Annotated in this window: 13 protein-coding genes; 2 read left to right on the top strand and 11 right to left on the bottom strand. The window is 41.3% G+C overall.

Annotated elements, in window-relative coordinates; all coding sequences use genetic code 11:
- Nucleotides 1-260: 260 nt before the first annotated feature.
- The 10 genes from tatC to E1160_RS12975 form a co-directional block, all read right to left on the bottom strand.
- Nucleotides 261-1,169 (bottom strand): twin-arginine translocase subunit TatC, encoded by a 909-nt coding sequence (gene tatC / locus E1160_RS13020; protein WP_155155859.1) that lies wholly within the window; start codon nt 1,167-1,169, stop codon nt 261-263.
- A 35-nt stretch (nt 1,170-1,204) separates the two neighbouring features.
- Nucleotides 1,205-1,567 carry a Sec-independent protein translocase protein TatB gene (gene tatB, locus E1160_RS13015; protein ID WP_155155857.1) on the bottom strand — a complete coding sequence of 121 codons (363 nt, stop codon included), beginning with the start codon at nt 1,565-1,567 and terminating at the stop codon, nt 1,205-1,207.
- 88 nt (nt 1,568-1,655) lie between these two features.
- Nucleotides 1,656-1,892, bottom strand: coding sequence for a twin-arginine translocase TatA/TatE family subunit (locus E1160_RS13010; protein WP_155155855.1), 237 nt, complete (start codon nt 1,890-1,892; stop codon nt 1,656-1,658).
- A 244-nt stretch (nt 1,893-2,136) separates the two neighbouring features.
- Nucleotides 2,137-3,222: an ABC transporter ATP-binding protein gene (locus tag E1160_RS13005; protein ID WP_155155853.1), complete on the bottom strand. Its 1,086-nt coding sequence runs from the start codon at nt 3,220-3,222 to the stop codon at nt 2,137-2,139.
- Nucleotides 3,223-3,271: 49 nt separating this feature from the next.
- Nucleotides 3,272-3,970 carry an SMC-Scp complex subunit ScpB gene (gene scpB, locus E1160_RS13000; protein WP_155155851.1) on the bottom strand — a complete coding sequence of 233 codons (699 nt, stop codon included), beginning with the start codon at nt 3,968-3,970 and terminating at the stop codon, nt 3,272-3,274.
- 3 nt (nt 3,971-3,973) lie between these two features.
- Complete coding sequence (locus tag E1160_RS12995) at nt 3,974-4,858, bottom strand: segregation and condensation protein A (protein ID WP_155155849.1); 885 nt, start codon at nt 4,856-4,858, stop codon at nt 3,974-3,976.
- Between the two features lie 134 nt (nt 4,859-4,992).
- On the bottom strand, nt 4,993-6,009 hold the full coding sequence (nagZ, locus tag E1160_RS12990) for a beta-N-acetylhexosaminidase (protein WP_155155847.1): 1,017 nt from the start codon (nt 6,007-6,009) through the stop codon (nt 4,993-4,995).
- A gap of 94 nt (nt 6,010-6,103) precedes the next feature.
- Nucleotides 6,104-7,075 (bottom strand): SPOR domain-containing protein, encoded by a 972-nt coding sequence (locus tag E1160_RS12985; protein ID WP_155155845.1) that lies wholly within the window; start codon nt 7,073-7,075, stop codon nt 6,104-6,106.
- Between the two features lie 41 nt (nt 7,076-7,116).
- On the bottom strand, nt 7,117-8,868 hold the full coding sequence (argS, locus tag E1160_RS12980; protein ID WP_155155843.1) for an arginine--tRNA ligase: 1,752 nt from the start codon (nt 8,866-8,868) through the stop codon (nt 7,117-7,119).
- A 44-nt stretch (nt 8,869-8,912) separates the two neighbouring features.
- Nucleotides 8,913-10,082 (bottom strand): deoxyguanosinetriphosphate triphosphohydrolase, encoded by a 1,170-nt coding sequence (locus E1160_RS12975; RefSeq protein WP_155155841.1) that lies wholly within the window; start codon nt 10,080-10,082, stop codon nt 8,913-8,915.
- A 252-nt stretch (nt 10,083-10,334) separates the two neighbouring features.
- Here E1160_RS12975 and erpA point away from each other — a divergent pair, with 252 nt between their 5' ends.
- Nucleotides 10,335-10,706 (top strand): iron-sulfur cluster insertion protein ErpA, encoded by a 372-nt coding sequence (gene erpA / locus E1160_RS12970; protein WP_155155839.1) that lies wholly within the window; start codon nt 10,335-10,337, stop codon nt 10,704-10,706.
- 92 nt (nt 10,707-10,798) lie between these two features.
- Nucleotides 10,799-11,611, top strand: coding sequence for an exodeoxyribonuclease III (gene xth, locus E1160_RS12965; protein WP_155155837.1), 813 nt, complete (start codon nt 10,799-10,801; stop codon nt 11,609-11,611).
- 8 nt (nt 11,612-11,619) lie between these two features.
- Here xth and E1160_RS12960 read toward each other — a convergent pair whose 3' ends face one another.
- Nucleotides 11,620-14,049, bottom strand: a complete 2,430-nt coding sequence (locus E1160_RS12960) for an ATP-binding protein (protein WP_155155835.1) — start codon at nt 14,047-14,049, stop codon at nt 11,620-11,622.
- Nucleotides 14,050-14,313 lie beyond the last annotated feature (264 nt).

The following is a 14,313-nucleotide window of genomic DNA, read 5'->3' as shown; positions in this document are numbered from 1 at the left end:
TCGCCTGATTATAGCGAATCAAACCATGTTAGAAACGTCTTGGTTATAGGCAAGCACCGCCTCTGAGACAACCTTCAATCCCCACATAAATAACGTTTTTCAGAAAGTGATGCAAAGGCGCATCAGCCCAAGGTTATTCATATACAATTTGGATAACCTGTTTGGTATCTCATCTGGCAACGACCTCCCTCTCTCATAGAAAAAAAGCGTAGCAAAAAAACGCTACGCTCTTATCTGTTTTCAAACCAAAACTTCTAATTTTATGGCCCCTCAGCCTCATCATGAGCCTTTATACGTGCTTCACGGTCCAGAATTTCTTCAGGTTGCTCCCACTCTGGCCCGGTTTCTTCTGAGGTGTTTTCTTCCAAATCTTCATCCTCGTCATCATCATCAAGACCGAGTTCTTTTTCGCGCTGAGCTTTTTGTTTGTATACAAGCACAGCAGATAAAATAGAAATTTCGTATAAAATGATGATTGGAATAGCCAAGCCAATCTGGCTTAGCGGATCTGGCGGCGTTAGAACCGCGGCAGCTACAAATGCCAATAGAATAGCATAACGACGTTTTTTGCGAAGGCCATCAGGTGTCGCTAAGCCAATACGCGCTAACAAAGTAAGTACGACAGGTAACTCGAAACTAAAACCGAAAGCAAAAATCAAACGCATTACAAGCGAAAGATACTCATTTGCTTTGGGTTCTAATTGAATATCAAGCGTACCTGCCTGACTTAATTGCTCAAAGCCCGCAAAAAATTCCCATGCTGCAGGTAAGACAATATAATATACAAAAGCCGACCCCATTAAAAACAGGATTGGCGTTGCTACCAAGAAAGGTAAAAACGCTGCTTTTTCATGTTTATAAAGGCCTGGCGCCATAAACATCCATATTTGTCCCGCAATAATCGGAAATGAAACAAAGAAACCCGCAAAAAATGCGATTTTAATATCCACAAAAAACTTTTCGTGTAATGCAGTATAAATGACCCTGCGACCTTCTTGTTGTCCCCAAATTGCATTTAGAGGTTCCAAGAGGAAATTAAAAATATAACCAGCGAAAGGAAACATCACGAAGAAGGATAACAGAAGAAAAACAACTGAGACCATTAAACGTTTTCTAAGCTCTGTTAAATGTTCTACCAATGGGGCTTTATCGCCTAAAGTATCGCTCATAATATTTTCTTTTTCGCAATATTCAGTATCAAGTTTTAGGATGTTTCAGCTTTTGAAGGTGCTTTTTTAGCTGCATCTTCTATATTTTCCTGCGTCTTACGCATGTCCTGTTCTGTATCTTTCATGGCTTCATTAATGCTGCCATCAGGATCAATAAGTTTTTCCATCTTAGCAGATACAGTTTCGCTTTGCGCTTGTTCAACTTGTTTTTTAATATCTGCCAGATCAGCTTCACGGGCGATATCTTCCATACTACTTTGAAAATCGCCAGCCATCATACGCACTTTACGAATTAGTCCCATGACTGTTCGCATCACACGCGGTAGCTCTTTCGGGCCAACAACAATAATTGTCAGAACCCCAATAACCATCATTTCCGGCCAACCGATATCAAACATAACCAATGCTTTCCAAGATTCTCTTCAACGCAAAATAACTAAAATTCAAATGATAAAGGCCCAATAAATTGGACCTTTATCAAGTAAATTAACCTTGAGCAGACTTATCTTTGGATTCTGTTGTATCAGCAGCTTCACTTTTTTCAGAAATTTGTTTTGCGTCATCGCTATCAGAAGAAGCTGTTTCTTCTTTGATGTTCTTCTTAAAAGATTTCAAACCTTTACCGAAGTCACCCATAATACCCGAAATTTTGCCTTTACCGCCAAACAGAACAAGCACAACAACAAGAACAATAACCCAGTGCCAAATACTAAACGCACCCATATTTAAAAACCTCCAAGAAGGATTTCCGAAAAGAGATATTCGAAAAATCTAAACTTAATTTCTTACAATACAAAAAGGTCGAAACCTTCTTTCTCCCTACTTGCAGGGATCATTACAGAAGCGACCGGACCTCGCAATGCCTGATATAGTAAAAAGAGGAAAAATTTCAATTTTTTTCAAAGAACACACCCAATCAAGGTTGGTTTTAAATTGACTCGATCTCAGATAGATCAAAACAGCAACATTAAGTTACTGTTTTTGGATAAATGAAAACCTGACTTTGATTAATTTCCAGTTTCTGAATACTACCTTCTTCTGGTAGATATTCCCCAGCGACACGTGCATGTAAATGAATATCGTTGCCTGTTGTCGTGCAAGTGCATAAATGAATCAAACTGGCACGACCTAATAATCGCGATGCTAATACTTTCGCATATCCAATTCCTACACTATCTGAATCAGCAGGTTTTAGATTAATTGCTTCAGGTCTAATGATAACTTCGGCGGAGCCTGATTCCATTGGCAATTCTAGTTTAAAATTGCCAAGCGCCGTATGAACTTGATTGTCGTATATATCACACATTATGCGGTTCACATCGCCGAAAAATTCAGCAACAAAAGAATTCACTGGCCGATTATATAGTTCCGATGGTGTACCCATCTGAACAATTTCGCCTTGATACATAACGGCAATCCGATCCGCCATATACATGGCCTCTTCCGCATCATGTGTCACCATCAAAGCTGCGGCGCCAGCATTCTTTAAAACATGTAACGTACGGTCGCGTACCTGATCACGCAAACGCGCATCAAGACCAGAGAAAGGTTCATCCAATAAAATTAATTCAGGTTTACGAGCCATAGCGCGCGCAAGAGCCACGCGTTGTTGCTGTCCGCCGGATAACATATGAGGATAAGACTCCACATAATCTGACATCCCGACTTGCTCTAGGCTGTCAGCAACTCGCTCCTCTTGCTCAGTTTTGGATAATTTATCAATACCGAAAGCAACATTTTTTCCGACAGTTAGATGCGGAAATAAAGCATAATCTTGAAATACTAAACCTACATTACGTTCTTCAGGAGGCTTACAATTTTGTGCATCCGCAGCCAGCTTACCACCAACAAATACAGTTCCATCAACGGGTTGCTCAAGACCCGCTGCTAAACGTAAAGCTGTCGTTTTACCACATCCGCTTGGTCCAAGGAGGCAAACAACTTCGCCAGCTTCAATAGTTAAAGAAACATCACGTACTGCAGTCACATTACCATAGGAATGACGCAAGTTTTTAAAACTCAACGCGAGCTTATCAGAATTCAGATTTGTCATAGGTATTTTATATTGCGAAGCATTTGCAGATACAAGTCACGATTATAATTTAATCTTCAATCGCGATATCTTCTTCTAGCTCAACAGCTTCGTAATCATCTTCGAGATCAAAGAGTTCATCTTGAAGACCTTCGAAATCTTCTTCGTCTTCTTCTGAACCATCAAACGCCGCTTCACTTTGTTGCATCGCGATTGTGCCAAGTCCCGGTCGCGATTCTAACAATCCAGATGCACGTAATTCTTCCATTCCTGGTAAATCACGTACCGTCTCCAAACCAAAGTGATCCAAGAAATTACCTGTTGTTCCCCAAGTCACTGGTCTGCCGGGTGTTTGACGCCGTCCCTTTGGCTTAATCCAACTCGCCTCAAGCAGAATATCCATTGTCCCTTTAGATAAGGCAACGCCGCGAATATCTTCAATTTCTGCGCGGGTGACGGGTTGGTGATAGGCAATAATAGATAATGTCTCAATGGCCGCACGGCTTAACTTTTTCTCAACTTCACGATTGATGCTCATATAGCTAGAAAGATCATCGGCTGTCCGAAATGCCCATGCATTTTCATTTTTTGAAATCTCAATGCGACGCAATTGTACACCGCGATTGGCATACATAGATTGTAATTCCTGCAGCAATCCATTCAAATCCGCGTCCGATGGCATACGTTCGGCAAGCTGTTTCTCCCGAATTGGTTCTTGAGCTGCAAATAGTAAAGCTTCTAGCAGGCGAATTTGTTCAAAACGATCCAAGGATTAGTCCACTTCCAAATCCGCTAATAACGAATCTACTCGTGCCAGATCCTCTTCTTCAACATCATCAACTTCCGGCTCAGGCGCATCTGGATTTGATCGAAAGAAGATCGGTGCAAAAATACCGTTTTGACGAATTTCCAACAACCCTTCCCTCGCTAATTCAAGAGATGCGGCAAATGTTGCAGCTGTTGCTGAACGTACTACAAGTGTATCCTTCAAGTCGTCTGGCAAAAATGTTTCAAGGCTGGACCAATTTGGTACGCGCCTACCACCCAGCATATCCCGAAGACGCTCAATCGCATCATCCATAGAATACAGTTCTGTCGGCATAATACGAAGCGTACTCGCCGTCATTTTATCGCGAATACTGCCATAGGCTTTTAGAAGGTCGTAAAGGGAAAGATCAAAGGTTGATGTATTTTCCACTTTAATTGCTTCCGGATCGCCACGCCGATAGAAATCTTGTCCAATACGTGGAATAGCCATCAATTCTTTCGACGCTTTTTGCATGGCTTCTAAACGACGTAATTGAAATGCAAGACGCGCAGCTAAATCTTCGGGGCTTTCTTCATCTTCATCAGATGGCTGTTCTGGTAACAGGAGGCGCGACTTAAGATAAGCAAGCCAAGCAGCCATCACCAAATAATCCGCGGCAACTTCGAGGCGTAACTGGCGAACGCGTGAGATAAACTCTAAATATTGATCAGCTAAGGCCACGATAGAAATCTTAGCAAGATCAACCTTTTGGTCCCTCGCCAAGCTAAGCAAAAGATCAATCGGGCCTTCATAGCCATCCAAAGCAAGAAAAAGTAAATCTGCAGGCGAACGACCAGCAGGTACATCATCTTCCTCAAACTCGGAATTAAAATCTTCTTGTAGATCCATCTTTTACCTAAATAACGGCTTATTTATCTAAAGCACACCAAAATCCATAAAATACCATTAACTGCAAACGCAGTTTAATATATTTATCAAAATATAGCTAGATAAAAATACTCACCCACAAGATATGGTAATAACTACAACAATAACTCTCTAAGTTTCTCGCTAGCTGTTTCCTCTTCGTAACGAGTTAACAACTTAAACCCATCTCCGAGGCGCAATTTTGCGCTCTCCCAACGAGACCAAGAAAGGTTATTCATTACTTTCAAAGACTTAGATATATCATTCATTTCTGACATATCCCCATTGCAATGAAGAATCAGATCGCAACCAGCATCCAGACAAAGCTTTGTTTTTTCGGTAAAATCACCACTTAATGCCTTCATTGAAAGATCATCCGTCATAATCAAACCATCAAAGCCTATTTCTTTGCGAATCACATCTTCAATAAAGGTAGATGACATAGTCGCACAATTATCTTTGTCAAATGCGGGATATAAGATATGCGCCGTCATAGCCATAGGTGCATCTTTAACTGTTATAAATGGTTTAAAATCTATATCACGTAAGGACCCAACAGAAGCTTCAACAACAGGCAATTCAAGGTGACTATCTGCATAGGCTCGCCCATGTCCAGGAATATGCTTAACGATTGAATATACGCCATTTTTTATGAATTGATCAGATGCAATCTTACCTAACTCGCCGACAACTTCCGGATCGGTAGAAAAGGACCGATCTCCAATAATATCATGTGCATCCTTAAATCTTACATCTAGACATGGTGCACAGGTTACATTAATCCCCGAAGCAAGAAGTTGACTTGATTGCAGGTCACACTGCAATTTAAGAGCTTCTATACCAACCTCTTTATCTTTTTCATAAAGGTTACCAAAAAGTTCCATCGGAAAGCTATCGACCCAATGTGGTGGTCGAAGGCGACGGACGCGCCCACCTTCTTGATCAATGAGAATTGGTGCATCCGGATCGTTTACAATATCACGTAAAGAATCACATATTTTTTTCACTTGTGCTGGCGTATCCACATTTCGTGCAAAGAGGATGAAACCGAATGGTTGCACATCTTTAAAGAAAGAAATTTCTTCAGTCGTTAAAGTTAAACCTTCACATCCAAAAATTGCAGCGTTACGCATTCTCTATTCCCTGAACTTGAATCAAATATGGCTACGACATCAAATCGTAGCCATACCGAAATTAATTGATTCGATAAAAACTAAAAGATCGAAATTACTTCCCGGGCGCAACAGCAATACAATCTGTACCACGTTTTTTAAGGTCACCACATAAACCCTTAGCATCTTTCTGAGATGCAAGTGGCCCTAATCTCAAACGGAAAAAATCTTTCCCATTCACTTCTACTTGCTGGACCTCTAAAGCTAACTTTCCAAGCAAGTCACCATTCTTTTTTTGTTGGCGTGTATATTCTTCTTGTGCCTTACGATGAGACGACATTGCGCCTAACTGAATACGCCAATCTTTTGCTTTATTAATAACAGCAGTCGCAGCAGTTTGGAGAGGCTCGGCTTTTGGTTTAGGAGCCTCTTCAACCTTAGGTGCAGTCTGCTTCGTTTCAGGTACGGAAGCAGTTACTTCCGGCTTTTTTGGTGTCTCAACTTTCGATGTCTGAACAACAGTTTCTGGAACTTCAGTAGTTTTTGTCACCACCTCTTCTTCAGCATCCGGATTAATCAATAGCGGCTCGCTGTTTTTTTCCCTGGGTTTAATAGGTGCAGTAATACTTGGGATTGGAGGCGTATCATCTTCAACAGCTTCAACGACAGGTTTCGCTGCGGGAGGTTTGATCGGTTGTTCAGGTGGTGGCAACAAACGTTCCACCTGTGAATCATCCACTTCAGGTTCCATCTGATTATAAACTAACTTATCTTGATGAGGAACTTTCAACCCACCCGGATCGTCAGGTAATACCTTTGCTGCATGTTCAGGTGTCAGCAAAGGTACGTCTCCCGCATTAGTAGAAGATACGCCCGTTGAATAAGCGTAACCAACAATGCCTGCGAAAGCTAAAAGTGCAACACCCGCAATAGAAATTGGAAGAATACGCAACGTCTCTTTTGTCTGTGCAATGGGTTCCCCCGCCTCTAAACCACGCGCACGTAATTCTTTATCAAGGTCATCCATATTGCCCAGATCTTTTAGTTCTGAAAACTCTTCTTCAAGATCACGCATGTCTGCTGGCATGCCTTACCCTCTTACAAAATAAATCATCAATATTGATCAGGTTAATGTAGTTCGCGGACTGGTTCCACCCCGAAGATTTCCAAGCCGGCAGCAATTGTCGAACGTACCGCCTCCAAAAGCGCTAAATTCGCCATTGTTTGCGCTTTATTATCTGGTGCCACAAAACGTAAATGCGTATTTTCTTTCCCTTTTGCCCATAATCCATGGAAAGCAGCGGCAACATCCATCATATAAAATGCGACGCGATGTGGCTCATGTGCTTCTGCAGCAGCTTCAATCAAACGCGGCATACTCGCTAATAGCTTCACCACTTCTTCAATTGCTGGATCATTTAACAATGTTAAATCAGCTTTGGATAACGCGTCTTTAGAAAGGTCAATTCCGTCAAAAGCTTCCGCAGCTTGGCGGAATACAGAACAACAACGCGCATGCGCATATTGTACATACCAAACCGGATTGTCACGGGATTGCTCTTTTACAGCAGATAAATCGAAATCTAAAGGTGCATCATTCTTACGAGTAAGCAGGAAGAAGCGCACAACATCTTTGCCAACTTCATCAACCAGATCACGCAAAGTTACGAACGTACCAGCACGTTTGGACATTTTGATTGGCTGACCTTTGTCCATTAACTTGACCAACTGGCAAAGCTTGATATCTAAGTCTGCTTTACCTTCAGTTACCGCAGATGTTGCCGCCAACATGCGTTTCACATATCCGCCATGATCCGCGCCAAAAATATCAATCTGCTGTGTAAATCCACGCTGATATTTATCTAAATGGTTTGCGATATCATTTGCAAAATAAGTCCAACTACCATCCGATTTCTTCAATGGACGATCGACATCATCTCCATGATCTGTAGCTTTAAACAATGTTTGTGGGCGTGGTTCCCAATCATCTGGCTTCTTGCCTTTCGGCGGCTCAAGTACACCAGTATATAAATAGCCATTTGCATCTAAACTATCATAAACATCTTGCACACGATTAGCATCTACCAAAGCTCGCTCAGATGTAAAGACATCTTGGTTAATCCCAAGTTCCTTTAAATCTTCTTTGACACCATCCATCATCATTTTGACTGCTTTTGCACGACAGATCGGTAACCATACCGTTTCCTTCATTGATAACAAAGCATCACCATGATCATCCTTGAGAGCTTGACCAACCGCTTTTAGATAATCTCCAGGATACAACCCTTCAGGAATTTCAATAGTTTCACCATGCGCTTCTTTATAGCGCAGGTAAGATGAACGGCCCAACACATCAACTTGAGCACCGGCATCATTTACATAATACTCTTTAGTCACATCATAACCGGCAAATAAAAGAAGTTCAGCTAGGATATCACCAAATACAGCACCGCGCGCATGGCCAATATGCAAAGGTCCTGTTGGATTTGCAGAAACATATTCAACATTTACTTTTTTATTTTGCCCCATTTCTGATCGCGCAAAATCAGCATCTCTTTCAAGGATAGCTGCCACAACTTTTTGCCAAATAGAATTATCCAAGCGAAGATTAATGAAACCAGGCCCTGCAATCTCAGCAGAAGAAACCAAAGGTAAACCCTGTAATTTCCCCACCAACATCTCTGCAATATCTCGTGGTTTCATTTTCGCCGGTTTGGCCAATAACATTGCTGCATTGGTCGCCATATCACCATGACTTGCATCTCTTGGAGGTTCAATTGTAATACGATCAGTCGCTGCATCAGCAGGCAAAGCGCCTTCCGCCTTCAATTGATCTAGAATGTTTTCCAATTCATTGCGAATTTCTTTAAAGATATTCATCGTCTTACCTAGTCATTCAAGGGAAATCCCCTCTTCCATAAAATTTATGCCGCTTCAAAAAGCCTTTGATGCAATTTCAACGCAAAGCGATCTGTCATTCCTGCAATATAATCTGCAATAATTCGCGCGTTTTCTTGTGCTAACAGACCAGAACACTGGTTCTTCCACTCTTCAGGAAGCAAATCAGGCTTTTCCATATAATAATTAAAAAGCTCTGTCATTTGTTGGGATGCTCTCACCCGTTCCTGATTTACAGAAGGTGCACGATACATTGCCTTAAACATAAAGGTCTTTAGGGCGCGCTCCTTTTGACGCATTTCGTCGGAGAAGGCAACCATTGGACGCTTCAAATGACGTAATTCTTTTGCATTTTTTGGTTTATCTTCCTCAAGACGTCGATTTGTCTCAGCCAAAACATCCTCGACCATCTCACCAATTAAGGAACGCACGACTTCCGCACGCGCAAGATGATCTGGCGCATCAGGATATTCACGATACACAATGTTAAAAGCTTCACGCACATGATCAACTTCTGCACAAACATCTTTAATATTAAACAACCCCGCCCGCAAACCATCATCCATATCATGATGGTTATAAGCAACATCATCTGCGATCGCAGCAATCTGTGCCTCAATCCCGCTATGAGTATCAAGCTCAAGATCATGTCGCTGATTGTAACTTGCAAGAGTCTTTGGGAGTTGGTTGACCGTCTTGTTACCATCTAATAGTGGGCCATTGTGCTTTACAACGCCCTCAAGCGTTTCCCAAGTCAAATTCAGACCTTTATAGTCCATATATTTGCTTTCAAGCAGGATTAACACGCGCAATGCCTGATCGTTATGATCAAACCCTTCAAATGGTTCCATCAAATCATGCAAGGTATCTTCACCAGAATGACCAAAAGGCGTATGCCCTAAATCATGGGCTAATGAGATAGCTTCGGTTAAATCTTCATCCACATTTAAAGCTCTGGCAATAGCGCGTGCAATTTGTGCAACTTCCAAGGAATGCGTTAATCGAGTTCTAAAATGGTCGCCCTCAGGTGATATAAACACTTGAGTTTTATGCATTAACCGACGAAAAGCAGCTGAATGCACAATGCGATCTCTGTCTCGTTGAAACGGGCTGCGCATTGAAGATTCATTTTCTGAGTGTAATCGCCCGCGTGTCTCTTGCCACTTGGTCGCATAGGGCGCTAATTCAAAATTCATGGATATCTCTCTATCTCTTATGAATCCTTGTAAAATCTATAAATTGATGGGTAAAGAAGGTTCGTTTATATGGCAAGTGCAAGTTGCGACTTTTTCTTGAATTCTTTCCTTTTTAATGCCACGAAGGAAATTCTGTTATTCAATAAGCAATATCCTTAATCAAGGAATTGACTTTAAGCTAGGACTTCCTAGATAATAGAGATATTGTCAAAAGAGCTAAAACAGCCGACAAAATTGATGGAGATTTTTGAAATGTCTGATGCAGATCCATTTGCATTACCAACAAGTGAAGTTGACCGGGTGCTAACAATCTCGGATTCAGCCGTAAAGCGTATTACTAAACTACGTGATTTAGAAGGCGACGATCAACTTATGTTGCGTATCACTGTGTCCGGTGGTGGCTGTTCTGGTTTTCAATACGCCTTTGATTTTGATAAGAATGCCAAGACTCAAGACATGCTTTTCGAAAAAAATGGGGTTACAGTTGTAACCGACGAAACATCTATGGATCTCTTAGCTGGCTCCGAAGTGGATTTTGTTGACGACTTGATGGGCGCCTATTTCCAAATCAACAACCCGAATGCAACAGCAAGCTGTGGCTGTGGCACATCATTTTCAGTATAAAACATTTTTTATTTCAAAATCTGTTCTGGTTAAAGACCGAATCCTAAACCATTATCCTAATTCAAACCTCTTTTGATTTCGGGAGCTTCCTCATGCGCATTGCAACCTTTAATGTCAACTCAGTAAGAGCACGTATTGCTAATATTCTGGATTGGCTAGACGAAGCTCAACCTGATGTGGTTTTATTACAAGAAATCAAAACGATAAACGATGATTTTCCCGAATTTGATTTTCAGGCAAAGGGGTATAATTGCGCTATTCATGGACAAAAAAGCTATAATGGCGTCGCTATCCTATCCAAACATCCAATTGAAGATATACTGATGGGATTACCTGGCGAAGACGGCCCGACCAGTGATAAATGGGAAGAAGGCGCAGAGAACCAAGCACGCTATATCGAAGCAACTGTTCAGGGTCTACGTGTTGCCTCAATCTATCTTCCAAATGGCAATCCTGTCGATACAGTCAAATACCCCTTTAAGCTTCGCTGGATGGATCGCCTTTATACGCACATCAAAGATAATTTACTGCCCTTGGAAATGCCAGTTGCGTTAGGTGGGGATTATAATATTTGCCCGGATGACCGCGATGTTTATGATCCACCGCGTTGGGCCAATGATGCGCTATGCAAACCCGAAAGCCGCGCAAAATTCCGTGCCCTACTTAATTTGGGCCTAACAGAAGCATGGCGCAGTTTACATCCTCATGCAGAACAACAATATAGCTATTGGGACTATGTAAAAGGCCGTTATCAAAAGGATGAAGGATTGCGCATTGATCACTTCCTTCTATCCCCACAAGCGACCGATATTTTAGAAGCATGTGAAATTGACAAGGCCCCACGCGCTAAAGAAAAAGCGTCAGATCACACCCCTGTCATTCTGACACTTAAAGACATTGCATAAATTTGAGATCAACCTGTCAATTTTTTGTATAGAGCTTGCTTACTATCAAGATTAACGGGGGCGAGCTCTTCAACAAAGTCAACAGGATTCTCCCCCTGCCCTGCCGCGATACTAATCAAACTCCCGATGCGAGCGAGACGACTTAAAGCACTATTTGCGGCTAACCCTTTCAATGCATGCGCTTCCTTCTTTAAGGCATCTAAATTTTCCGCTTGAGAGAGCTCTTTAATATTCACAGCATATTTATCTAACTCATCCGGCACTTCAACCATCAGATTGATCAACGTATCTTCACCGATAGCTTCGCTGGTTTCATTCCATTGCACTTCATCCAATAAAGGCAGTCCCATTGCATCTTGGATTTCGCGAATAATCGCTTCGGCCTTTTGCTCATCTTCATCAAGATTTTTTCCGGAAATTTCTTCGCGATGCGCAGCTTCAGCAATAATTTTCTCTGCCGTAACACCACCTTCACCACATAACTTTGCCATTACAGAAAGCAATGCTTGTGGGTTAACAGGTTTACCTATGAACCCATCAAATCCTTCTTCCGTATATCTTTCTATATCTGTATCAAGCGTATTAGCTGTTACTGCGATAACCGGAATTTTTCCTTTCGCCCCTTCAATCGTGCGAATAAGGCGATGTGCAGTAAGGCCATCCATTTCAGGCATTTGAATATCCATCAAAACGATATCAAAAAGATCATTCCTTACAGCATGAACGGCTTCCTTGCCATTCGCCGTTGCAAAAACTTTATGTCCGGCTTGCTCCAGAATCTTTAATAAAAGCATCTGATTGACCGGATTATCCTCAGCCACAAGAACATTTAGTTTTCTATTCATGGAAGTTTCTGATGCTTCTTCCTCTTTAACTTCATCTATTGTACTATCAGCCTGTACATTACTTAAATCCAGCGGCAGAATAACCGTAAAGGTAGAGCCCTTACCTTTTTCGCTCTGAATTGAAATCTTCCCGTCCATCATCTCAACCAAAGAAGATACTAAGGCCAACCCAGTCCCCATCCCTGCAAACCGACGTGTCAAATCTCCTTCGAGCTGCATAAAATGATCAAATAATTTATCCTGATCTTCTTGGGAAATACCTATTCCTGTATCTTCCACAGTCATTGTTAATGACCATCCACGCTCAGGTATATTATTCATGGAGACCGTTACTGCAATTTTACCATCTTGCGTAAACTTAATTGCATTTGAAATCAGCGCGAAAAGAACTTGTTTAATACGACGCAGGTCACCTTTAAACCAGTTTTCCTCAGAGAAATCATTTCTTACAATAAGTTCACTTTTGGAAATGGATAGGCTTTCAGCAAAGTTCCTGCGCAAACCAGTAGTAATATTTGTTAGCTGGAAAGGTGCTTTTTTAAGCTCTAAAGTCTTCTTTTCAAGCTGCGCCATATCCAACAAATCACCGATTAGAACTAGGAGTGCATCACCAGAATTCACAATAAGATCCGTGTATTCTTTTTGGCTCTTATCTAAGTTAGTAGACTTTAACAACTCTGCCATTCCTAGCACAGCGTTCAAAGGTGTACGAAGCTCATGTGTCACGTTAGCCAAAAAGTTGGATTTAGCTTCTGAAGCAGCTTCGGCAAGATCACGAGCTTCCAATAATTCATGTGTTTGTTCGCTCACCTTACCTTCCAAATTGGATCGTAAATCTAATAGCTCCACACTATGTAAACGTATACGTTCTAGTGAACGCGCTAATTGCCCAATTTCATTTTGCTCGGATTGATAAGGAATCGCCAGTTCCTTCACATGACCTGCACTACGATTACTACCAATATAACGTAAATAGCCGGCCATTTGTTCTAACGGGCCTGTAAGTTTATGAAGAAAGGCCCAAAATACAACCATTAGAACCATCATAATAACTGAGTAGGAAATAATTGTATTCCATATCGCAGCAGATAGATATTCATCTGCCTGCGTTAACGCTATCTCCATAGTTAAATCAGCTAAATGCGTTTTCTTAACTTGCCCATTTTCATCATCTTCTTGCCAGTAAAGTTTTTCTGTCAGAACTTGATAAGAATCCGCATTAATCACCGCCGAAGAACGAACATTTTCACGAATAACGTTTAAACCATCATTACCAACCAAAATGATGCGCTTGACGTCTTTCAATTCAATTGCTGAATCAATAGCACGCTCAACACTTTGATTATTCAAATACCACAAAGGTGTGGTAATTGTTTCTGATAGCGTATTTAAGGCTAATTCAGCGCGTTCCAATAGGAACGTACGACGGGTTTCATACCCTTCAGAAATACGAAGATAAGCCGTACCGCTAAAGCCTGCGAGCAAAATAATAAATACAAACAGCAGCAAACGCCATTTCAAACCCAAACGAGTACGACGTGGCATGTCACGTTCATCACTATATTCTTTTACGTCACTAACATCGATGGACACAGGTTGCTCCAGTTTAAGCGATATGAATCTATTCACCCCATAGCCTGATTCATTTTTTTGGCTCAGCCTTTTCTATTAATAAACTGACTTTAAACAGAAAACTACCGTTTTTTAAATTTTTCTACTTAAGTGTCACAAAAACGAAAATTTAAAATGTGAGTTTTACAGAACATGATTGAAAAACGGCTTTTTCAATTTTCAAGTTTATCGATCATTGCTTTTTTGGGATTCGCAAAACAAAAACGCCCTCTAAACTCATTTTTT

The sequence above is a fragment of the Curvivirga aplysinae genome, assembly GCF_009711445.1.
Lineage (GTDB): Bacteria > Pseudomonadota > Alphaproteobacteria > UBA8366 > Aestuariispiraceae > Curvivirga > Curvivirga aplysinae.
The sequence above is the reverse complement of the archived record's forward strand: the minus strand, read 5'-3'. Positions and strand labels throughout refer to the sequence as shown.

What these genes read in the sequence shown, in the direction of transcription:
- erpA (WP_155155839.1), top strand. Translation starts at nt 10,335, where the DNA reads ATGTCTGATGCAGATCCATTTGCATTACCAACAAGTGAAGTTGACCGG.
- E1160_RS12985 (WP_155155845.1), bottom strand. Translation starts at nt 7,075, where the DNA reads ATGCCAGCAGACATGCGTGATCTTGAAGAAGAGTTTTCAGAACTAAAA.
- E1160_RS12975 (WP_155155841.1), bottom strand. Translation starts at nt 10,082, where the DNA reads ATGAATTTTGAATTAGCGCCCTATGCGACCAAGTGGCAAGAGACACGC.
- xth (WP_155155837.1), top strand. Translation starts at nt 10,799, where the DNA reads ATGCGCATTGCAACCTTTAATGTCAACTCAGTAAGAGCACGTATTGCT.
- E1160_RS13005 (WP_155155853.1), bottom strand. Translation starts at nt 3,222, where the DNA reads ATGACAAATCTGAATTCTGATAAGCTCGCGTTGAGTTTTAAAAACTTG.
- E1160_RS12995 (WP_155155849.1), bottom strand. Translation starts at nt 4,858, where the DNA reads ATGGATCTACAAGAAGATTTTAATTCCGAGTTTGAGGAAGATGATGTA.
- tatC (WP_155155859.1), bottom strand. Translation starts at nt 1,169, where the DNA reads ATGAGCGATACTTTAGGCGATAAAGCCCCATTGGTAGAACATTTAACA.
- tatB (WP_155155857.1), bottom strand. Translation starts at nt 1,567, where the DNA reads ATGTTTGATATCGGTTGGCCGGAAATGATGGTTATTGGGGTTCTGACA.
- argS (WP_155155843.1), bottom strand. Translation starts at nt 8,868, where the DNA reads ATGAATATCTTTAAAGAAATTCGCAATGAATTGGAAAACATTCTAGAT.
- E1160_RS13010 (WP_155155855.1), bottom strand. Translation starts at nt 1,892, where the DNA reads ATGGGTGCGTTTAGTATTTGGCACTGGGTTATTGTTCTTGTTGTTGTG.
- nagZ (WP_155155847.1), bottom strand. Translation starts at nt 6,009, where the DNA reads ATGCGTAACGCTGCAATTTTTGGATGTGAAGGTTTAACTTTAACGACT.